The following is an 18,667-nucleotide window of genomic DNA, read 5'->3' as shown; positions in this document are numbered from 1 at the left end:
CCGGTGGCATTACGCGGCACCGCCCAGGGCTTCCGGGTCGAAGGCATCGAACGCGATCACCTCCTGACCGATCCAGTCGTTCACTCGCAGCATGCGGGTCTGCATGGCCGCCAGTTCCGTCTTGCCCCACACCGTGTAGGCGTCGCGGATGGACCCGAAGCCACCAGCGTTCTGCGGCACCACCCCCAGCAGCTGCGGGGGGATCCGCAGCGATGCCAGGACGTCATCGCGGGTGACGCTCTTGATACCGGTGAATTCATCCTTGGCGGCCACCTCGCTGACCGGGATCAGCTGCAGGCCATCCTTCTTGCCGTTGGGCGAGTGCAGGAACAGGTTGCGGAAGTTGCCCACGCCACGGGTGCTTTTCAGCGACTCGCGCAGCGCATCGACGTCGGCGTCATCGATCTGGTCATCGGTCAGGTAGAGGATGAAGCCGGCATGCGAGCCGTTGTTGTAGTACTTGCGGCGGAACAGGGTGGCCGACTCGTTCAGCAGGGCCGACTGCAGCGAGGGCATCCATTCCGGCAGGCCGTAGATCTCCTGGTTGACGTCGGCCTCGCGCAGCTGGAACACGCTACCCGGCTCAAACTCATGCTCATCCTTCCAGCCGCGGACCTGGTAGAAGGTGCCCGGCTCGACACCGCGCCGCATGTACTTGGCCAGTGCCGGCACCAGCGCCATCGCACTGCCTAGCACCGAATTGCGGCGTTCCAGATACCCCATACCGAAATGCACCCAATCCATGGCGAACTGCTCAAACGCCTCTCGGCTGAGGATCTTGTTCGGCTTGAAGGAGCGGACCAGCATGTTGGTTTTGAAGCGCAGGCCGGATCCCAGGTACACGTTGGCGCGCGTCGCCCGCGACAGGCCGTCCAGCGAAACCGGCGGCTCGTAGTAGCGGCCGTTCTGCCAGCAGTGGACGTAGTCGAGGATGCCGCCCGATTCCAACACCGGCACCGGATCTCCGAAGGTGAAGCTGACCGTGCGGGCGGCGGGGGCCGCAGGTGCGGCGACGTCGTTCATGCGTTGATCTCCAATCGGCTGCGCCGCGCCGAGGTATGCGGGCGCTCAAGCGGTTCGTTGTGCAGGGCATGGAACAGCGCCCACGCCAGATCGGCGTGGCCCGTCTCTTCGCTTCGCCCTGCGGTATAGGTGATCTGCCGCTGACTCTTGGTCAGGGTCTTCTTGATGGCCATGATCGACCGGGTCAGATCGTGCATGCCGGCGTCGTACTCCAGACGGCCATTGCTGATCACGTCGTAGGCCTTCAACACCAGCTTGGCCTTAACTTCCGGCGAGTAGCTGAAAGTGACCAGGCTGGGGAAAAAGGTCTTCACGATCTGGGCAACGCCGGTGCCCATGCCGGTGGTGTCGATGCCGATGTAGGTAACCCAGTAGCGCTGGGTCATCTTGCGGATGATCTCGGCCTGCGCGGCGAAGTCGTTGCCCTTGAACTGGAAGCGTTCCAGCACGCGGAACTTTCCACCCTGCTCGCTTGGGGGTGCCACTACGACCAGGCCGGCGCTGTCCCCCGTCTCGGCCGGGTCGTAGCCGATCCACACAGGACGGTCGCCATAGGGGCGCTGGGCGAAGGGCCGGTAGTCGCCTGCCCAATCCACATAGCTGTCGACGCCGCAGGTCTGCAGCAGGCTCAGGGGGAACACACTGGCGCTGTCGTCCACGAACCCGCACATCAGCAGGTTCTCGAAAGCGTCCGGGCTGTATTCCTCGCGCAGCTCATCGATGTCGAACAGGTCGCAGCCCCGACGCTCGGCGTCGAGGATGGTGACGATCTGCCGCCACATCTTGTCTTGCCCAAGGTGGCCGCCAGCCAACGCATCGTGCGATGTGTCGATCTTGATGCGTTTGTCGGCCGGCTTGCCCCGGTTGCGGCGCTCGCCCGTCCAGAAGCTGTACGCCTGGTGGGCCATGGTCGACGGCGTGCTGAAGTAGGTCTTATGCCACTTCTTGTGCATGGCCATGCCGCTGGCCACCTTGTTCAGCTCATCGAACCCATGCGTCCAGAAGAACTCATCGAAGTAGAAGTTGCCGTGATAGCCCTGTGCGGTGCGGGCGTTGGTGCCCAGGAAGAACAGCTCTGCGCCGTTGTGCAGGACGATGCTGTCGCCGCCCTTGAGATCCTTGTCCAGCGTCTCGCGCACGAAGGACTGCATGTATCCACGGAACAGAAAGGCCTGCGCCTTGGACGCGCTCAGGAAAATCTGGTTGCGGCCCGTCTTGATCGCATCGATCAACGCCTCGCGGGCGAAGTAGTAGGTGGCTCCGATCTGGCGCGACTTGAGGATCATGCGAGTGCGGAGGTTGCTCGCCTTGTACCAGTCCAGCTGATAGTCAAAGCAGCCATCGACAAACGCTGTGGTCAGCTGCTCGACCTCGGCTTCACTGAACTCGTTCCGGCGTTCCTTCTTCTTCGGGCCAGCGTTGCGGTTGGCCACGGCCGGATTCAGATCGGTCTCTGTGCCGCCGCCCCGGTAGCGCTGGATCCGCGCCTGTCGTTCCAGCTGGCGGTGCAGGAGGTCGATTTCCTTGAAGTCGCCGCCGGTCTTGCCGTCTTTGAGGATCAGCTGCACCAGGCGCTGTTCAAGCGCGCCGCCGATGCGCTCAACGTTGTCAGCGCGGTCCCACTCGTCACGCGCCTTCCAGCTGTGTATGGTTTTCTCTTTCTCGCCAATCGCCTCTGCGATCTCGGTGACACGCCAGCCCATCCAGTACAGGAACTTGGCCTGTCTGCGGCTGTCGGTTTGGAGTTGGGCGGCGACGTCGTTCACCGCACTAGGGTCGCGTCCGACGACCGATTCATACAGAAATCAATGACGTAGCGCTGAGTTTTACAACTCGGTTGCGTTGCTGCTGTTTGTCGCTCTGCCGACCATGGACCTGTTGAAGCGCGATCCGCGCACACGGCCAAAATCAGCAGAGGACACCATGTCGGATCCCAAGAAGAAGTACCGCAGCAAATTCTTCCGCGTCGCCGTGGAAGGCGACACCACCGATGGCCGTGTGATCGAGCGTGGCTGGATCCAGCAGATGGCCGGCAGTTACAACCCGTCGCTGTATGGCGCCCGCATCAACCTGGAACACATTCGCGGCATCCTGCCGGACAGCCCGTTCAAGCCCTACGGCGATGTGGTGGCGGTGAAGGCCGAAGAGGTCGACATCGACGGCAAGAAGAAGCTGGCGCTGTTCGCCCAGCTGGAACCGACCGATGCCCTGGTGAGCATGGTCAACAACGACAAGCAGAAGATCTACACCAGCATCGAGGTGTCGCCCAACTTCGCCAAGACCGGCGGCGCCTACCTGGTCGGCCTGGCCGTCACCGACAGCCCGGCCAGCCTGGGCACCGAAAAGCTGTCCTTCGCGGCCAAGCACCCCGAGGCCAAGCTGTTCGATGATCGCAAGCTCAACGCGGAGAACGTGTTCACCGCGTCGTGCGAATCCAGCATCGAGCTGGAAGAGTTCACCGCTGACGGCGCCGACGCCACCGGCAAGCTGCTCTCTGGCATCGCCGGCCTGCTGGATCGATTCACCGGCAAGGCGAACCCGCCTCCGGCACCGGTGACCCCGCCGGCCCCGGAGGGCGCAGCTGATGCGCAGGCGTTCGCTGGCCTGGCCGAGGTGCTGACCGGCATCCGCGATGGCATCAAGGCCAACGGTGAGCAGTTCGCCGCGCTGCGCAAAGACCTGGACGAAAGCCGTGCGGAGTTCAGCGCGCTGGAGAAGAAGCTGTCGAGCACCGCTTCGACCACGCAGGCCTTCCGCCCCGTCGTGAATGGCCAGACCGACAAGACCGCCCTGACCGACTGCTGACGCGAAGCCGCGCCGTAGTCCACCGCCCAATCCCCGCTTCTCGGAGACCTTCCATGCGTAATGAAACCCGCCGCCTGTACGCCGCGTATCTGGCACAGCTGGCCACCATCAACGGCGTCGAGAGCGCCGGCCATTCGTTCAGTGTCGACCCGACCGTCCAGCAGACTCTGGAGAGCCGGATTCAGGAGTCCAGTGAGTTCCTCGGCCGGATCAACATGATCGGCGTCAGGGAGCTCAAGGGTCAGAAGGTTGGCATCGGTGTTTCCAGCACCATCGCCGGCCGCACCGATACCACCGGCAACGGTGAGCGCTCCCCGCGCGACGTCTCGGGCCTGAGCAGCCAGGACTACGAGTGCAAGCAGACCAACTTCGATACCGCCATCCGCTTCCAGCTGCTGGACGCCTGGGCGAAGTTCCCCGACTTCCAGGCGAAGCTGCGCGACGCCATCATCAAGCGCCAGGCACTGGACCGTCTGATGATCGGCTTCCATGGCACCAGCGCGGCGGCAACCACCGACCGTGTTGCCCACCCGAATCTGGAAGACGTCAACATCGGTTGGCTGCAGCAGTACCGCACCAACGCCTCGGCGCGCGTCCTGGACGAAGTGAAGGCCGGCTCGGGCAAGGTGGTGGTCGGCGCTGGCGGCGACTACAAGAACCTGGACGCCCTGGTCTACGACGCGGTGAGCAACCTGATCGATCCGTGGCACCGAAAGGATCCGGGCTTGGTCGCGGTGGTCGGTCGTGGCCTGCTGCACGACAAGTACTTCCCGCTGGTCAACGCAGACCAGCCCTCCACGGAGAAGCTGGCTACTGACATCATCCTGTCCCAGCGCCGCCTGGGCGGACTGCAGGTGGCAGAAGTGCCGTACATCCCGGACGGCACCCTGCTGATCACCTCGCTGGATAACCTGTCGATCTACTGGCAGGAAGAAGGCCGCCGCCGCTACGTCATCGAGAACCCGAAGAAGAACCAGATCGAGAACTACGAATCGTCCAACGATGCGTATGTGGTCGAGGACTACGGCTTCGGCTGCGTCATCGAGAACATCGCCGAACCTGAAGCGGCTGGGGGCTGATCCATGGCCGCCAGTCCCGCCAAGCAACACCTCAGCCGCGTTCGCGCGGCTGAGGAATCGGCCCGCCGCCAGGGTTCGGCGCCGGTGGACAACGCGTCCGAGTACGAACTGCACATGATGAAGCTGCAGGACCATCGCCTGCGCCTCAAGCAGATGCAGTCGAACGAGGCCAAGGGCTTGTTCAAGGCCGAGATCCTGGACGACTACGCGCCCTACCTGCAGGGCGTGCTGCAGGCCGATGCCGGCGGCGACGATGAGGTGGTTGCCACCCTGATGCTCTGGCACATCGATGCCGGTGACTTCGCAGGGGCGCTGCCGCTGGCCGACTACGCCCTGCGCCACAACCTGGCCATGCCCGACCGCTTCGCCCGCACCACCGGCTGCCTGATCGCCGAGGAAGTGGCCGATGCTGCCCTGCGCGCCCAGGTTGCCGGTTCTGACTTCGACGTGGCGGTGCTGGATACCACCACCGCGCTGACCGCCGCGCAGGACATGCCCGACCAGGTCCGCGCCAAGCTCTACCTGGCCGCCGGCCGCAGCGTGATCCGCGCCGACGACGTCGAAGACAACCCGCCGCCCTTCGACCAGCTGGTCAAGTGCGTGGCCAACCTCAACCGCGCTCTGGAGCTGGACACGGCGTGCGGTGGGAAGAAAGACCTGGAGCGCGCAGCCCGCCTCCTCAAGAAACACGCTCCGCCCACCGTCGACGCCCTGCAGAGCACCGCAGCGGATGACAACGGCGACACCGGTACCGGCCCCGCGCCGGGCGCCGGTACCGACAGCGCTGGCACCCCGCCGGCCGATGACGGTGCCACCGGGCAGAGCTAACCGAGCGTCCCCGCAACCCCCGCCGGCTCGGGGCTGATCCACAACGACCTCTCTCCCGTTGTGGTGACGCCCCGACCACCGGCGACTATTCCGAGGCCTTATGTCTGCATTCATCGCCCCCGGCAAGAACGCCCCCAGCGACGACATCACGTCGGGCAGCTGGTGGCCGTCCATCTCGCCGTCGCAGGTGCGAGAGGACATGAGGATTACAGGCACGGTCACCGAGGCGCGCCTGCGCAGCAGCCTGATCAACGCGGTGACCACGGTGAACACCGCGCTCGTCCCGTGGGCACAGCGCCAAATGGCCGAGGGCCACGAATCGCTGGCCGGCATTCCTGCCGATGCGATCTCCGGCGTCTCGTGCCTGGTGCTGCTGTACCGCCGTGCGGTGGCCACCTACGCCGCCGCCGAGCTGACCGAGCGCTACCGCTCCTACGACGCCACCGACAGCGCCAACCAGCGCGCCGACGACCTGACCCCGTCCATCGGTGAGATCCGCCGCGACCACCGCTGGGCCATGCGCGATCTGCAGGGCCTGCCCCGCACCACGGTGGACCTCATCTGATGCTGGTCATCGCTGCCCAAGGCGACACCTTGGACGCCATCTGCTACCGCTACCTGGGAACCACTGCCGCGTGCGTGGAGCAGGCGCTGGCGCTCAACCCCGGTCTGGCCGCGCTCGGCCCGATCCTGCCCCAAGGCACCTCTGTGGTGCTTCCCGACACCACCACCCCAGCCGCCGCCACGCGCCCGCTGGTCCAGCTCTGGGACTGACGATGACCGAACCAACCTCCACCGGCACCCTCTTCGCGCTGGCCACCAGCGTTGGGCTGGCTTCGCTGCTGCCCGGCGTCAACCCCGATGCGCTGATCGGCGCCTTTGCCGGCGCCACCCTGTTCGTGGTGTCGGCCAAGGATCTGCTGCTCTGGAAGCGGCTGTTCTACCTGGCCGTGAGTGTCGTGCCCGGCTACATGGGCGCCACCGACGTCATGCGTCGCTTCGGGCTGGAGTCGGCCGGGCTGGCGGCCTTCCTGCTGGCCGCCTGCGTGGTGACGATCACCCTGCGGCTGATCGAGGGCAGCGGGAGCATCGACTTCAAATCCTTCCGCCGCGGAGATCGAAATGGCTGAGATCACGACCTTCCTCGCCCTGATGGCCAGCCTGGCCATCTGCGTGCGCCTGATCACCTACCGCGCCCACACGGGCGCTACGCACCGGCCAGGGGCTTCGCTGGTGGCGTGGGTGCTGATTGCCTCAACCGGTGGGCAGGCACTGCAGATCTTGCTGTACGGCCCCCGCGCACACGTCAGCCCTTGGCAGCTGGGCCTGCTGCTGGTGGTGCTGCTGCTGACCTTCCAGTCCAAGGGCAACGTCGCCCGCATTCTGAGGACCGACCCGTGACCCTGACCAATGACATCCTTGCCCGTGCCATGCAGATGCCGGCGGCGCGCGTGCAGCGCTGGACCCAGCCGCTCAACGCCGCCATGGCCGAGTTCGGCATCACCACGGGCCGCCAGGTCGCCTACTTCCTCGCCCAGCTGGGCCATGAAAGCGTCAGCCTGACCCGTGTCGAGGAAAACCTCAGCTACAGCACCGCCGAGCGCGTGGTGGCGGTGTTCCGCCGCTTCGACCTCAACGGCGACCGCAAGATCGAGCCGGAAGAGCTGGCCCACGCCAAGGGATTCCTGAACAACCCGCAGAAGCTGGCCAACTTCGTCTACGCCGGGCGCGGGGGTAACGGCAGCGACGCCAGCGGCGACGGCTGGCGCTACCGTGGTCGCGGCCCGATCCAGAACACCCTCAAGGACGGCTACGCCCGCATGGGCGTGCTGCTGGGCCTGCCGCTGCTGCAGAACCCGGATCTGCTGCTGGATCCGGTCAACGGTGCGCGTGCCGCTGCGGCCTACTGGAAAGACAACGGCCTCAACCGCTGGGCCGATGCCGGCGACGTGCTGGCCCTGAGCCGTGCCATCAACCTGGGCAACCCGCGCTCCAAGGCCAAGCCCGAGGGTCTGGAAGACCGCATCGCCCGTACCAACCGCGCCCTGGCGCTGCTGGGGGCCGCGTGATGGGCCTGAGCATCGATCCGATCCGCCCATACCTGACCACGCTCCGCTGGGCTGCTGCGCTGGTCCTGGTGATCGGCTGGGCGTGGTTCTGGCACGGCCAAGGCGCTGCCAAGTGGCAAGGCAAGTACAACACCGAGCAGGCAGCGCACCAGGCCGCGCTGAAAGCCCACGCCGCCGTGCTGGATGGGTTGGCCAAGGCCACCGCCGAGACGGCCGCCAAGGCCCGCGCTGCGGCACTGGCGTTGGCCCACGACCGCACCGACAACGATGACCGCTACGACAAGAAGGTGGATGATGCGAAACAAGCCCGTGATGACCTTGCTGCTGCTCTGCGTCGTGGTGACGTGCAGCTGCAGCCGTGGTGGCAGTGTGGTGCTGCGCCCGGATCCGACCCCGGTGAAGCTGCAGCCCTTGCCCAAGGCGAAGATGCAGCCGCCGACCTTCGGGCAGCGGACACGGCAGCGACTGTTGAGGACGCCGACCACGCCGACGCCTGGATTAGCTGGCTCCAGGACGAACTGACCAGCACGCGCCGGCAGGCCGTTGCCGCCGGCTGCGCGGTGCAGGTCGAGCCATGAAGAAGCCGGCCTCCCTGCGCGCCGCGATTGAGGCCGCTGTGCCTGAGCTGGCCACCGACAAGGATCGCCTGCTCGCCTTCATCGATAACGGCAGCATCGTCTGCACCTCCGTGGAATCGCGCTCGTTTGAGTGGCGCTACACGATGAACCTGATCATCACCGACTATGCCGGCGACCCCAACCAGCTGTGGCTGGCGCTGCTGGATTGGGTGAAGGTGAACCAGTTCCCGCTGCTGGCCAGCCCCAGCCTGCAGGAGCAGATCCGCTTCGAGGTGGACATCCTGGCCGACGACAAGGTCGACCTGGACATCAAGCTTCCGCTGACCGAGAACGTGGTGGTCGCCCGCGACGACCAGGGCAACGAGACCCCATCCGCTGTCGATGAGCCGCTGCCGGCATGGATGATCTGACCTCGCTGGAAAGCTGGATCGGGCCGCTACTGCAGCGGCTTGAACCTGCCGGCCGCGCCCGCCTCGCCCGGCGAATCGCGCAGGATCTGCAGCGTGCCCAAAGCGAGCGCATCGGCCAGCAGCGCGCCCCGGACGGCAGCCAGTACGCCCGCCGCAAGAACCAGAAGCGGCAGAAGGGTGGCCGGATCCGCCGCCGCAAGATGTTCGCCCGCCTCCGACAGTCCAAGCACCTCAAGGCACGCGGCAACGCCAGTGAGGCCTCGGTGTTCTTCATCCGCCGCGCCGCCGCCATTGCCCGCGTCCATCAGGAAGGTCTGGTCGACCAGGTGCGACGCGGTGGTCCGCGCGTGCGATACGAGCGCCGCGAGCTGCTGGGCTTTGCCGATGGCGACAAGCAGCGGGTGATCGACACCCTGCTCAATCACCTGTCCGGTTTGTAGCGCACACCGGTACAGCGCCAGCTCCTGTCGCGCGCGCGTGGGGCTGGCGACCATGGCTGCATGACTACTTTCTCAGCCGTCGACCTGTCTCGCCTGCCTGCGCCGAGCGCGGTCGAAGTCATCGACTACGAGGTGCTGCTCGGCCAGTGGCTGGATATGTACCGCGCGCAGGATCCCAGCTACAGCGCGGTGGTCGAGTCCGATCCGGTCTACAAGCTGGCCCAAGTCGGCGCCTACCGCGAGATGCTGCAGCGCCAGCGCGTGAACGAGGGCATCAAGTCGGTCCTGCTGGCGTACGCAGAAGATTCCATGCTCGATCACCTCGGCGCCTTCTATGGCGTCGAGCGCCGCGTGGTGACCGAGGCCAACCCCGCCCTGGGAACGCCGGCAGTGATGGAGTCCGATGTGGAGTTCCGCCGCCGGATCCAGATGGCGCCCGAGGGCTTTTCTGTCGCTGGTCCCGCCGGCGCCTACATCTTCCATGCCCTGGCCGCCGACGCGCGAGTGTTGGATGCCTCGGCCGACAGCCCCCAGCCGGGCCACATCTCCGTCTACGTGCTCTCGCGCGAAGGCGATGGAACCGCACCCGATGATCTGCTGGCCAACGTGGCCACGGCGGTCACCCACGTCGACGTGCGCCCGCTTACCGACTTCGTGACCGTTCTGAGCGCGGCGGTGATCGAATACGAGATTGAGGCAGTGCTCGACATCTATCCCGGCCCGGATCCGGCCGTGGTGCTGAAAGCTGCCCAGGATGAAGCGGCCGCCTACGCCGAGAAGAACTCGCGGATGGCAGCCCTGGTCAGTCGCTCGGCCTTGGACCGTGCGCTGCACCAGGAGGGCGTGGTGGACGTCAACCTGATCAGCCCTGCGCAGAACATAGCGGTCGGCGTGGGCGAGGCCAGCCGCTGCACCGGTATTCGCATCACCCACCGCACGGTGGGCAATGTCTAGCCTGCTGCCGCCCAACGCCACCACGCAGGAGGTGGCGGTCGCCAAGACAATGGCGCGAATTTCCGACGTGCCGGTTCCCTTCGCGTCCGCTCTGGACCCGATGCGGTCTGCAGAAGAAATGCTTCCGTGGCTGGCGTGGGGATTCAGCGTCGACACGTGGGGGGCTGACTGGCCCGTCTATGTGCGCAGGAATACGGTTCAACGCTCGCTTGGAATCCACCGTCGCAAAGGCACTGTCGGCGCGCTGATGGATGCACTTGCTGCCGTTGGCGTGCCTGTCGAGATCGAGGAATGGCATCAGCGCGCTCCACAAGGCGAGCCGTACACCTTCCGCGTGCTGATCAATTCCATCGCTACGACGGTCACGCGCGAAGACATCGAGCGGATCCTCACCACCATCGAATCGACCAAGAACCTTCGCTCACACCTGGAGGCGCTGGTTCCTGGCCTCACCAGCTACGGATCATCGGTCGCCACTGCGGTGGCGACGGGCGGTACGGATGTGGAGGTCCGCTCTCTGCACTCGGACATATCCATCCTGCTGGCGGCAATCGAGGAAGGGGAACACGAAGTGGAATCCGCTGTGGATGCACTTCACCAACATCTAACCGTAACCATGCCACTTCGGGCCAAGGACTACCTGTGAGCGTCAACAACAAAGTCGATCAGTTCATTGCCGACACCGACACCCTGCACCAAGTCGTCCATGGTCCAGCCGGTGTGGAGGTTCCTACCGATGGCGGCCCGCTGCCGACGCTCGCCGGGATCATCGGTGAGGCGACAACGCTGCCAAGGCGCGTGGACGTACTGGAGAGTGCTCAGTCCTCCGGCAGGCTGGTGCTTTCCACCTGGGCGCAGCTGCTGGCGATTCCCACGACGGGCGGAAATCGGGGCGCCTCCATCATCAGCGATGGTGGCAATCACGTGGATCCGGTCAGTGGTGTCTCTGTCCCCAACAACGGCGACTACACCGAGCAGGCGCAGGGCTGGCATTGGGAGCGCGCCGAAAGCCTTGCCTCCAAGGCAAGCGTCACCTCCGTCGATGCCCTGGCATCCACCCAGAGCGCCCTGAGCTCTGCCCTCGGCGCGGTACACAGCTACACCCGCTCTCACGCAGTGGCGGCCACCGATGTCTACTCCATTTCCAGCTTCCGAGGCTGGCAGGTTGGCTTCGACGTGAGCGATGGCGGCGGCTTTCCGGAAGAAACCGCGCTGGACGGCGTCGGCGTCCCCGGCGTCCGCGTCGCACTGCCAGTCGCCTTCGTCCGTGTGGGTGTCCACCTGCGCACCAAGGAAGGCGGCAATCTCGCCTCGCCGGCGCCAGCTGCGGGTGACAAGACGGTCTACACCGTCGTCCACCGCGTGACCAGCCTCGGCCTGGTGCCCGGCGCATCGCAGTCCGTAGACCTGTTCGTAGTCATCCCCACCGTCAAGGCTGAGGAACTGGCAGGAAAGGTGGTGTTCGTCACTGTCGAAGCGCTCAACGACAAGGGCCAGCTCGCAGACGGATGCTTCATGGGGGTTGGTCGAACCAATGCCGTTGACGCGAGTGTCCCCGGCTATCAGCGCGGGCAGTACATCACAACCGGACTGTGGACGCAGATCAACGGTACGCGCGTGGCGATCTCCGCCTACTCAGGCATCACCGAGATTCCGCAGTTGGAGAAGATTCCTCTGATCGAGCAAGCTGCCAGCAATGCGTCCCTCGCCGCGGATCTGGCCGCGCAGACCACCGGAAAGATGCTGGCCTCTGGCGAGTTCCTGCCGGCATTCATGCAGGTCGGCGGTGTCGATGCGACCGCTACGTATGGCACCAGCAGCTTCACTGGATGGATGGTCGGCGCCGCCGCCGGCTCTGATCTGTCCGTAGGCCACCAAGCACAGCGTTTCAGGCAGTACGCTCGCCTGGGCGGCACTGTCGAGCGTCTGGACCTGGTGGTGTACGAGCGGATTTCCACCGGATCCCAATCCGCCGCGCCAGTGGCCGGGGATGTGACCGTGCTTTCGCAGAGCTTCACGCCTGCTCAGGTCGGCCTTGTTCCCGGACAGGCAGCTGAGGCAGAGGCGACCTTCCCGTGCGATTTCATGGTCAGGGAAGGGCGCACCTACCTGTTTGAAGTCACCGCCTGGGATGGCGCTGGTGTCCGATCCTTCATCGGCGTAGGCAGGCAGAGCGCCGTGGACAGTGACGTTCCGCAGATCAAGCGCGGCTGGTGGCGCACCACCGGTTTGTGGAATGGGATGACCGGATTCCGTGCAGCGTTCGCGGTTGATACCGAGGTGCTGCAGTCCAAGTCCGCAGCTGAGGTTCGCGCCGCGCGGGGCCGCCGGTCTTCGCTCGGCGACCGCCTTGATCGTTGCATCGATCAATACGGCAACCCCGTGCGTTGCTTCAACTCATCTTCGCTCCGCCAGTATCGGTACCGCCGCACGCGCCTGACTGCGGCAAAGCGCAGCGGCGTTGCCGAGAGCATCCAGAACCGCTACGGCGTAATTTCAACCTCATGGGGCCAGAATGGCTTGCGCGGCCAGCAGGCGGTGGCCGAGCACCTCTTCGACACGCAGGGCTTTGCCGCTGCTGGGTTGGTCTCCCTGGGCTTCGCCGCCGGCGGCGGAACCTTTGTAAAGGGTGGCTACCAGCCGAGCAGCATCAACGGCCATGTGCAGCGCGAGCGCTTCAAGCCTGTCTGGCATGGCGCATGGTCCAGCCCTGACTACGGCTACCACTCAACGCCGGACTTCGCCATCTGTGAAAGCTCGGCTCCCGGTGCTTTCGTTGAGCTTGCGATCCCCGAGTCGACCACCGTCGTCCGGCTCTATTGGGAAGCCACGGCCGATGGCGTGTGCGAGTACACCTACGACGGGGTGAACTGGAACACCCTGCCCGTACAGGGTGCGGCGGTCGGCTCGTGCTACTGGTCCGACCTGGCGGCAGCCCCGGCGGCAGGTGCGACCCTCCGCGTCCGCGTGGTGTCTGGCCGCTGTGCGCTGTCCTCGTTCTTCCTGGACACCGGCAGGCCAGGCGCAATGTTCATCAAGCTCGCGGTCGGCGGCGGTGGCATCTCTCGGGTCAAGGACCAGGTCAACAAGGGCCGTTGGAAAGAGGCCATCGCATCGCTGGGCATCAACACCATGATGATCATGCACGGCACCAACGATCAGGGTTCGGTGGCAGGCCCGGCCTTCGGGACCAATCTTGAGATAGTTGCCGACGCGGTTCTGTCGGCGCTGCCGGCCTGCGACATCGGATTCATCGTGGAGCCGGAGAACGCCCGCGCCAACGTGTTCGCGATGAAGGACATGGCGCGCCTCGCAGCAAAGGTTGCGGGTGAACGCGACTGGGCTTTCCTCGACCTGCAGCACGCCTTTGGCAGCGCCGACGATCCCCTCCACTACCAGGCCATCGAGAACGGTGGCACGTTCCCCGCGATCAACAAGGAAGACCTCTTCCACCCGTCCCTCGATGTTGGCGCGCCGCTTATCGCTGGCGAAACCATCCAGCTGCTCGACTTCACGATCTGAGGCCAACATGCAGAAGTTCCGCACCATTCATACCCTCGCAGGCCTCATCAAGCTCAACGCCCTGCGCAGAGGAGGCTCCCTTGAGCTGTCGCAGATCGCGTTCGGCGATGGCAACGGAAACCCGGTGGAGCCGAGCGAAGGCGCGACCGGCTTGGTTCGGGAGTGCTATCGATGCCCGATCAATCGTGTGTACGCCGATCCCGAGAACCCCTTGATGTACTACGCCGAGGCCATCATCCCAGCATCGGCAGGCGGATTCGTGATCCGCGAGATCTGCGCCTTCGACGGTGACGGTGAAATGTTCGTGGTGGGCAACACCCCGGACAACTACATTCCAAAGCCGGAAGAAGGCGCTGTAGGCGACGGCATCTACACACTGGCCTTCGCCGTCGGCAACGCTGGCGACGTAAAGATCATTCTCGATCCCAACTCGGTCGTTGCCTCTCGTAAGTGGGTTATGAGCGTGACCAACTCCGCCACGGTCCTTCCCGGCGGCACCACTGGCCAGGTGGCGAGAAAACTGAGCAACCAGGACGGTGACATCGGTTGGGGTGATCTGGGCGAGGTCAACGTTCTGGTCAGCACGATTGAAGAGCGCCAGTCACTTGCCGAGGGGCAGCGCGCCGTCATCCTGGCCGTAACGACCACGGTGGGACTTGCCATCTACATCAATGGTGAACGAATCTCGCGCGGTGCGGCCATCGATGAGTGGCTGCCCGACGCGGATGATCCCACCAAGCTGATGCTGGGCCAGCCATACCCCGGTGCCCGCCTGATTGCCGCTCAGAATGAGCCGGCAGGCAACATCGGCAATCCGTTGGAACGAAGCGCCAATCTGGCCGACGTCCCCAACAAGGTGGAGGCTCGCAGGAACCTTGGCGTCGTCAGCGCCGAGGAAACCCGGCAGATGGCACCTGCCGGCATGATCGGCACGTTCGCCGGCAGTAACGCGCCCACGGGCTGGCTCAAGGCCAATGGCGCCCAGGTGGCCAAGGACGCCTACCCTGCCCTTTACGCAGCGGTCGGTGACCTGTACACGCCGGCTGGCCAGTCCCCGTCCGCTGGAAGCTTCTTCCTGCCGGATCTGCGCGGCCTGTTCCCCCGCTTCTGGGATGACGGACGCGGCAACGATGCAGGCCGATCGCTGGGCAGCAACCAGGGCGACCAGCTCGCTGCCCATGCCCACAGCGGCCGCACCAGCGAGGCCGGGGATCACGAACACGATTCCTCCTTCGGCGAAGGCAACAAGCACACCGCTGCCGCGCCCTACGGCATGAGTCCTCATCGCCCCGGCAACCGCAACGCAGGCTCCAGCGGCGGCGTCGACTACGACAACTACGCCTGGCAGACCTCCACCGATGGCCGGCACGCGCACGACTTCACCACGGGCGTCACCGGCGGCAACGAGACCCGACCGAAGAACGTCGCCCTGCTCGCCTGCATCAAGTACTGACCATGGCCACCAAGACGGTCTACCTTGTCGACACCGCCGGCCTGCTGGCCGGCACCGCGCAGGCCGATGAGTCGCCGCTGCAGCCAGGCACTTGGCTGCTGCCGGCCGGCGCGGTGGAGACGCCGCCGCCGGCACAGTACCCAGCAGACCGCTGGCCGCGCTGGATCGGCAGCGGCTGGGTGCTGGCCACTGCACCGCGTTCCCGCCGCGCCGCGCTGTAGCGGCGACCGCTACACCCCAGTAGCAGTGCGCACTCCCGCGCGCACGAGCAGCATGGGGATATGGCTCTCGACCTCGCCCGCCTCATCTCCAATCTGATCCGAAACGGCACCATCGTTGCGGTGGACATCGATGCTGGCCTCTGCCGCGTCGAATCTGGCGAGCTGACCACCAACTGGATCCCGTGGCTGACTCTGCGCGCAGGAACCACGGTTACCTGGTCGGCCCCTACCCAGGGCGAACAGGTGATTCTGCTGTCGCCCGAAGGCGAGACCGCCAACGCCATCGCGCTGTGCGGCCTGTACTCCGGGCAAGTGCCCGCCCCAGCCGCCAGCGCTGCCCTCACCCTGATCCAGTTCGCCGATGGCGCGCAGTTGCGCTACGACGCCGACGCGCACGCACTGGACGCCATTCTCCCGGCCGGCGGCACCTTCACCGTCACCGCAGATGGCGGGACGACCATCAACGGCCCGCTGACCGTGAACGGCGTGACCACGCTGAACGGCAACACGGCCGTCGTGGGCGACACCTCGATCACCGGCACGGCAACGGCCGACGTCGACGTGGTCGGTGCCGGCATCAGCCTCAAGGGCCACAGGCACCTCGGCGTGCAGCGTGGCAACGGCCTGACGGATCCGCCGCAGTGAGGGGCATGTCTGCCAGCACCGGCCGCTCTATCGAAGGTGTCGAGCACCTGGCGCAGTCCATCAATGACGTGCTGACCACCCCGCTCAACACCCGCGTGATGCGTCGCGACTACGGCTCGCTGCTGCCCGAGCTGGTCGACCAGCCCTTCAACGGCCAGACCCGAACGCTGCTCTACGGCGCGGTGGCCACAGCGCTGATGCGCTGGGAGCCGCGGATCCGCATCAGCAAGCTCTCGATCTCGCAGGGGGATGCCCCCGGCGCGTTTGTCCTGGACGTGGAGGGCACCCGGACCGACGTCACCCAGGGCAGTGGCTACGCCCGCCTGACCATCCCCCTCCGCTTCCGCTAACTGGAGATACCCCATGGACTACCATCACGGCGTCCGCGTCATCGAAGTGAATACCGGCGTCCGCCCCATCCGTACCGTGGCCACCGCCGTGATCGGCCTGGTCGCCACCGGCGATGCCGCCGACGCCACGCTGTTCCCGCTGAACAAGCCGGTGCTGATCACCGACGTCGACGGCGCCATCACCAAGGCCGGCGCGACCGGCACGCTCAAGGCATCGCTGGAAGCCATCGCCGACCAGACCAAGCCGGTGCTGGTGGTCGTGCGCGTCAAGGAAGAGGACAACGACGGCGAGCAGTCCATCGCCGTGATCGGCAGCAAGACCAACGGCGAGTACTCGGGCCTGCAGGCACTGCTGGCCGCCGAGGCGCAGCTGGGCGTCAAGCCGCGCATCATCGGCGCTCCCGGCTTGGACACCCAGGTCGTGGCCGCCGAGCTGGCCGTGGTCGCCAAGCGCCTGCGCGCGATGGCCTACATCAGCGCCGGCACCGCCAAGACCGTCACTGAGGCCACCGCCTACCGCGATGAGTTCGGTGCGCGCGAGCTGATGATCATCTGGCCGGACTTCACCGCCCTGGACAGCACCACCGGCCAGATCGGCTTGGCCTATGCCGTCGCCCGCGCCCTGGGCCTGCGCGCCCTGATCGACAAGGAACAGGGCTGGCACAAGAACCTGTCCAACGTCGCGGTCAACGGCGTCACTGGCATCTCGCGCGATGTCTACTTCGACCTGCAGGATCCGGCCAGCGATGCCGGCGTGCTCAATGCCGGCGACGTCACCACCCTGATCCAGATGAACGGCTACCGCTTCTGGGGTTCGCGTACCTGCAGCGACGATGTGCTGTTCGCCTTCGAGACCGCCACGCGCACCGCGCAGATCCTGGCCGACACCATCGCCGATGCCATGGCCGTGTACGTCGACAAGCCGATGCACGCCTCGCTGATCAAAGACATCATCGAGAGCATCAACGCCAAGTTCCGCGAGCTGAAAGGCAGCGGCTACCTGATCGACGCCAAGGCCTGGTACGACCCGGACGCCAACACGCAGACCACGCTGGCCTCGGGTGGCCTGGTCATCGACTACGACTTCACCCCGGTCCCGCCGCTGGAAAACCTGCAGCTGCGCCAGCGCATCACCGACAAGTACTTGGCCGGCTTCGCCTCGGCCATCGCCAACTGATCCCACCCTGCCTGCGGCGGTCAGTTGCTGACCGCCTTGGCTCCGCATCGGAGAAAACCCCATGGGCCTGCCCCGCAAACTGAAAGGCTTCAACACGTTCACCGCCGGCGAGAGCTTCCTCGGCGAGGCCAAGACCATCACGCTGCCCGAGCTGAAACGCATCATGGAGGCCTACCGTGGCGGCGGCATGAGCGGCCCGGTGAAGATCGACCTCGGCCAGGATGAGATCCAGATCAAGGTGGTCTACGGCGGCCTGATGCGCCCGATCCTGCGCCAGTACGCTGAGACCAGCCACGACGGCGTGCAGATCCGCTTCGCCGGCGGCTACCAGCGCGACGACAACGGGCAGGTCGACGCGGTCGAGGTGGTCATCCGCGGCCGCCACGAAGGCATCGAATTCGGTGATTCCGAGGCCGGCTCGGACACCGAGTTCACCGTTACCACTGCCTGCAGCTACTACAAGCTGACCTGGAACGGCGAGGTCCTGATCGAACTGGACCTGGTGAACATGGTCGAGAACGTCGGCGGCATCGACCGCCTGCTGTCCCTGCGCACCGCCATCGGCGCGTAACCCCACCGCAACCCGCGACGGGCGCCACGCGCCCGCTCGCTTCCCCCTGCATCCCCGAAGGAGAGATCCATGACCGCCACCACCGTCCCCAACGCCCAGAAGGCCGCACGCAAGGCCACCATCACCCTGGAAGAGCCGCTGCAGCGCGGCGACACCCAGATCACCACGGTGGACGTCCGCCGCCCGGGCGCCGGCGAACTGCGCGGCCTCAAGCTGGTGGAGGTGCTGAACATGGATGTCAGCGCACTGGCCACCCTGCTGCCGCGCATCACCAACCCGACGCTGACCAGCGGCGACGTCGCCGCGCTGGATCCGGCCGATCTGCTGCAGTTCGGCATCGAGACGGCCGGTTTTTTCATGACGCGGGAACAGGCGACTGCCCAGGGCTACCCGACCGCGTAGAGGACTCCATGGCCGACGTGGCCAGCGTCTTCCATTGGCCACCCACGGAAATGGACAGGTGGTCGGTCGAGGAACTGATGGAGTGGCGCGAGCGCGCCCGGAAACGCAGCGGCGCCCCCGATTGAGGGCGCCGTTTTCAC

Annotated in this window: 24 protein-coding genes; 22 read left to right on the top strand and 2 right to left on the bottom strand. The window is 65.7% G+C overall.

The window, feature by feature from the left end; all coding sequences use genetic code 11:
• Positions 1-9 precede the first annotated feature (9 nt).
• Both C1925_RS01635 and C1925_RS01630 read right to left on the bottom strand, forming a co-directional pair.
• A complete protein-coding gene (locus tag C1925_RS01635; protein WP_108767414.1) occupies positions 10-1,023 on the bottom strand; it encodes a phage portal protein in 1,014 nt (337 codons plus the stop codon).
• Positions 1,020-2,789, bottom strand: coding sequence for a terminase family protein (locus tag C1925_RS01630; protein ID WP_108767413.1), 1,770 nt, complete (start codon positions 2,787-2,789; stop codon positions 1,020-1,022). The genes C1925_RS01635 and C1925_RS01630 overlap by 4 nt, the downstream gene beginning before the upstream one ends.
• 157 nt (positions 2,790-2,946) lie before the next feature.
• On the opposite strand from C1925_RS01630, the gene C1925_RS01625 reads away from it, so the two are divergent.
• From C1925_RS01625 to C1925_RS01520, 22 genes are all read left to right on the top strand, one after another.
• Positions 2,947-3,828: a GPO family capsid scaffolding protein gene (locus C1925_RS01625; protein WP_108767412.1), complete on the top strand. Its 882-nt coding sequence runs from the start codon at positions 2,947-2,949 to the stop codon at positions 3,826-3,828.
• Between the two features lie 53 nt (positions 3,829-3,881).
• On the top strand, positions 3,882-4,907 hold the full coding sequence (locus C1925_RS01620; protein ID WP_108767411.1) for a phage major capsid protein, P2 family: 1,026 nt from the start codon (positions 3,882-3,884) through the stop codon (positions 4,905-4,907).
• A gap of 3 nt (positions 4,908-4,910) precedes the next feature.
• Complete coding sequence (gene gpM, locus C1925_RS01615; protein ID WP_108767410.1) at positions 4,911-5,735, top strand: phage terminase small subunit; 825 nt, start codon at positions 4,911-4,913, stop codon at positions 5,733-5,735.
• Positions 5,736-5,835: 100 nt separating this feature from the next.
• The gene (locus tag C1925_RS01610; RefSeq protein ID WP_108767409.1) at positions 5,836-6,300 is read left to right on the top strand and encodes a head completion/stabilization protein; all 465 of its coding nucleotides are present in this window, start codon (positions 5,836-5,838) and stop codon (positions 6,298-6,300) included.
• Positions 6,300-6,509, top strand: a complete 210-nt coding sequence (locus C1925_RS01605) for a tail protein X (RefSeq protein ID WP_046272348.1) — start codon at positions 6,300-6,302, stop codon at positions 6,507-6,509. The genes C1925_RS01610 and C1925_RS01605 overlap by 1 nt, the downstream gene beginning before the upstream one ends.
• 2 nt (positions 6,510-6,511) lie before the next feature.
• A complete protein-coding gene (locus tag C1925_RS01600) occupies positions 6,512-6,865 on the top strand; it encodes a putative holin (RefSeq protein ID WP_046272347.1) in 354 nt (117 codons plus the stop codon).
• Entirely contained in the window at positions 6,858-7,136 is a 279-nt protein-coding gene (locus tag C1925_RS01595) for a phage holin family protein (RefSeq protein WP_108767408.1), read from the top strand. Before C1925_RS01600 ends, C1925_RS01595 begins: the two co-directional genes overlap by 8 nt.
• A 29-nt stretch (positions 7,137-7,165) precedes the next feature.
• Positions 7,166-7,804, top strand: a complete 639-nt coding sequence (locus tag C1925_RS01590) for a glycoside hydrolase family 19 protein (RefSeq protein ID WP_108770581.1) — start codon at positions 7,166-7,168, stop codon at positions 7,802-7,804.
• On the top strand, positions 7,804-8,382 hold the full coding sequence (locus C1925_RS01585; RefSeq protein ID WP_108767407.1) for a hypothetical protein: 579 nt from the start codon (positions 7,804-7,806) through the stop codon (positions 8,380-8,382). Before C1925_RS01590 ends, C1925_RS01585 begins: the two co-directional genes overlap by 1 nt.
• Entirely contained in the window at positions 8,379-8,792 is a 414-nt protein-coding gene (locus tag C1925_RS01580; protein ID WP_108767406.1) for a phage tail protein, read from the top strand. Before C1925_RS01585 ends, C1925_RS01580 begins: the two co-directional genes overlap by 4 nt.
• The gene (locus tag C1925_RS01575; RefSeq protein ID WP_108767405.1) at positions 8,780-9,232 is read left to right on the top strand and encodes a phage virion morphogenesis protein; all 453 of its coding nucleotides are present in this window, start codon (positions 8,780-8,782) and stop codon (positions 9,230-9,232) included. The genes C1925_RS01580 and C1925_RS01575 overlap by 13 nt, the downstream gene beginning before the upstream one ends.
• A 60-nt stretch (positions 9,233-9,292) precedes the next feature.
• The gene (locus C1925_RS01570; RefSeq protein ID WP_108767404.1) at positions 9,293-10,186 is read left to right on the top strand and encodes a baseplate J/gp47 family protein; all 894 of its coding nucleotides are present in this window, start codon (positions 9,293-9,295) and stop codon (positions 10,184-10,186) included.
• Positions 10,179-10,832 (top strand): phage tail protein I, encoded by a 654-nt coding sequence (locus C1925_RS01565; protein ID WP_108767403.1) that lies wholly within the window; start codon positions 10,179-10,181, stop codon positions 10,830-10,832. The genes C1925_RS01570 and C1925_RS01565 overlap by 8 nt, the downstream gene beginning before the upstream one ends.
• A complete protein-coding gene (locus tag C1925_RS01560) occupies positions 10,829-13,708 on the top strand; it encodes an SGNH/GDSL hydrolase family protein (protein WP_108767402.1) in 2,880 nt (959 codons plus the stop codon). Before C1925_RS01565 ends, C1925_RS01560 begins: the two co-directional genes overlap by 4 nt.
• A 7-nt stretch (positions 13,709-13,715) precedes the next feature.
• Positions 13,716-15,161 (top strand): phage tail protein, encoded by a 1,446-nt coding sequence (locus C1925_RS01555; RefSeq protein ID WP_108767401.1) that lies wholly within the window; start codon positions 13,716-13,718, stop codon positions 15,159-15,161.
• Positions 15,162-15,163: 2 nt separating this feature from the next.
• Complete coding sequence (locus C1925_RS01550; RefSeq protein ID WP_108767400.1) at positions 15,164-15,382, top strand: phage tail protein; 219 nt, start codon at positions 15,164-15,166, stop codon at positions 15,380-15,382.
• 60 nt (positions 15,383-15,442) lie between these two features.
• Entirely contained in the window at positions 15,443-16,027 is a 585-nt protein-coding gene (locus tag C1925_RS01545) for a phage baseplate assembly protein V (protein WP_108767399.1), read from the top strand.
• A complete protein-coding gene (locus tag C1925_RS01540) occupies positions 16,024-16,377 on the top strand; it encodes a GPW/gp25 family protein (RefSeq protein ID WP_108767398.1) in 354 nt (117 codons plus the stop codon). Before C1925_RS01545 ends, C1925_RS01540 begins: the two co-directional genes overlap by 4 nt.
• Positions 16,378-16,390: 13 nt before the next feature.
• The gene (locus tag C1925_RS01535; RefSeq protein WP_108767397.1) at positions 16,391-17,554 is read left to right on the top strand and encodes a phage tail sheath protein; all 1,164 of its coding nucleotides are present in this window, start codon (positions 16,391-16,393) and stop codon (positions 17,552-17,554) included.
• A 61-nt stretch (positions 17,555-17,615) separates the two neighbouring features.
• Positions 17,616-18,125, top strand: a complete 510-nt coding sequence (locus C1925_RS01530) for a phage major tail tube protein (RefSeq protein ID WP_108767396.1) — start codon at positions 17,616-17,618, stop codon at positions 18,123-18,125.
• A 69-nt stretch (positions 18,126-18,194) separates the two neighbouring features.
• Complete coding sequence (locus tag C1925_RS01525) at positions 18,195-18,527, top strand: phage tail assembly protein (protein ID WP_108767395.1); 333 nt, start codon at positions 18,195-18,197, stop codon at positions 18,525-18,527.
• Between the two features lie 8 nt (positions 18,528-18,535).
• Positions 18,536-18,652 carry a GpE family phage tail protein gene (locus C1925_RS01520; protein ID WP_108767394.1) on the top strand — a complete coding sequence of 39 codons (117 nt, stop codon included), beginning with the start codon at positions 18,536-18,538 and terminating at the stop codon, positions 18,650-18,652.
• Positions 18,653-18,667 lie beyond the last annotated feature (15 nt).

The sequence above is a fragment of the Stenotrophomonas sp. SAU14A_NAIMI4_5 genome (assembly GCF_003086795.1).
In the GTDB taxonomy this organism is placed as follows: domain Bacteria; phylum Pseudomonadota; class Gammaproteobacteria; order Xanthomonadales; family Xanthomonadaceae; genus Stenotrophomonas.
The sequence above is the reverse complement of the archived record's forward strand: the minus strand, read 5'-3'. Positions and strand labels throughout refer to the sequence as shown.

Excerpts from the sequence above, each read along its gene's own strand:
- C1925_RS01635 (WP_108767414.1), bottom strand. The coding sequence starts at position 1,023 with ATGAACGACGTCGCCGCACCTGCGGCCCCCGCCGCCCGCACGGTCAGC.
- C1925_RS01625 (WP_108767412.1), top strand. The coding sequence starts at position 2,947 with ATGTCGGATCCCAAGAAGAAGTACCGCAGCAAATTCTTCCGCGTCGCC.
- C1925_RS01620 (WP_108767411.1), top strand. The coding sequence starts at position 3,882 with ATGCGTAATGAAACCCGCCGCCTGTACGCCGCGTATCTGGCACAGCTG.
- gpM (WP_108767410.1), top strand. The coding sequence starts at position 4,911 with ATGGCCGCCAGTCCCGCCAAGCAACACCTCAGCCGCGTTCGCGCGGCT.
- C1925_RS01610 (WP_108767409.1), top strand. The coding sequence starts at position 5,836 with ATGTCTGCATTCATCGCCCCCGGCAAGAACGCCCCCAGCGACGACATC.
- C1925_RS01605 (WP_046272348.1), top strand. The coding sequence starts at position 6,300 with ATGCTGGTCATCGCTGCCCAAGGCGACACCTTGGACGCCATCTGCTAC.
- C1925_RS01600 (WP_046272347.1), top strand. The coding sequence starts at position 6,512 with ATGACCGAACCAACCTCCACCGGCACCCTCTTCGCGCTGGCCACCAGC.
- C1925_RS01595 (WP_108767408.1), top strand. The coding sequence starts at position 6,858 with ATGGCTGAGATCACGACCTTCCTCGCCCTGATGGCCAGCCTGGCCATC.
- C1925_RS01590 (WP_108770581.1), top strand. The coding sequence starts at position 7,166 with ATGCAGATGCCGGCGGCGCGCGTGCAGCGCTGGACCCAGCCGCTCAAC.
- C1925_RS01585 (WP_108767407.1), top strand. The coding sequence starts at position 7,804 with ATGGGCCTGAGCATCGATCCGATCCGCCCATACCTGACCACGCTCCGC.
- C1925_RS01580 (WP_108767406.1), top strand. The coding sequence starts at position 8,379 with ATGAAGAAGCCGGCCTCCCTGCGCGCCGCGATTGAGGCCGCTGTGCCT.
- C1925_RS01575 (WP_108767405.1), top strand. The coding sequence starts at position 8,780 with ATGGATGATCTGACCTCGCTGGAAAGCTGGATCGGGCCGCTACTGCAG.
- C1925_RS01570 (WP_108767404.1), top strand. The coding sequence starts at position 9,293 with ATGACTACTTTCTCAGCCGTCGACCTGTCTCGCCTGCCTGCGCCGAGC.
- C1925_RS01565 (WP_108767403.1), top strand. The coding sequence starts at position 10,179 with ATGTCTAGCCTGCTGCCGCCCAACGCCACCACGCAGGAGGTGGCGGTC.
- C1925_RS01555 (WP_108767401.1), top strand. The coding sequence starts at position 13,716 with ATGCAGAAGTTCCGCACCATTCATACCCTCGCAGGCCTCATCAAGCTC.
- C1925_RS01550 (WP_108767400.1), top strand. The coding sequence starts at position 15,164 with ATGGCCACCAAGACGGTCTACCTTGTCGACACCGCCGGCCTGCTGGCC.
- C1925_RS01545 (WP_108767399.1), top strand. The coding sequence starts at position 15,443 with ATGGCTCTCGACCTCGCCCGCCTCATCTCCAATCTGATCCGAAACGGC.
- C1925_RS01535 (WP_108767397.1), top strand. The coding sequence starts at position 16,391 with ATGGACTACCATCACGGCGTCCGCGTCATCGAAGTGAATACCGGCGTC.
- C1925_RS01530 (WP_108767396.1), top strand. The coding sequence starts at position 17,616 with ATGGGCCTGCCCCGCAAACTGAAAGGCTTCAACACGTTCACCGCCGGC.
- C1925_RS01525 (WP_108767395.1), top strand. The coding sequence starts at position 18,195 with ATGACCGCCACCACCGTCCCCAACGCCCAGAAGGCCGCACGCAAGGCC.
- C1925_RS01520 (WP_108767394.1), top strand. The coding sequence starts at position 18,536 with ATGGCCGACGTGGCCAGCGTCTTCCATTGGCCACCCACGGAAATGGAC.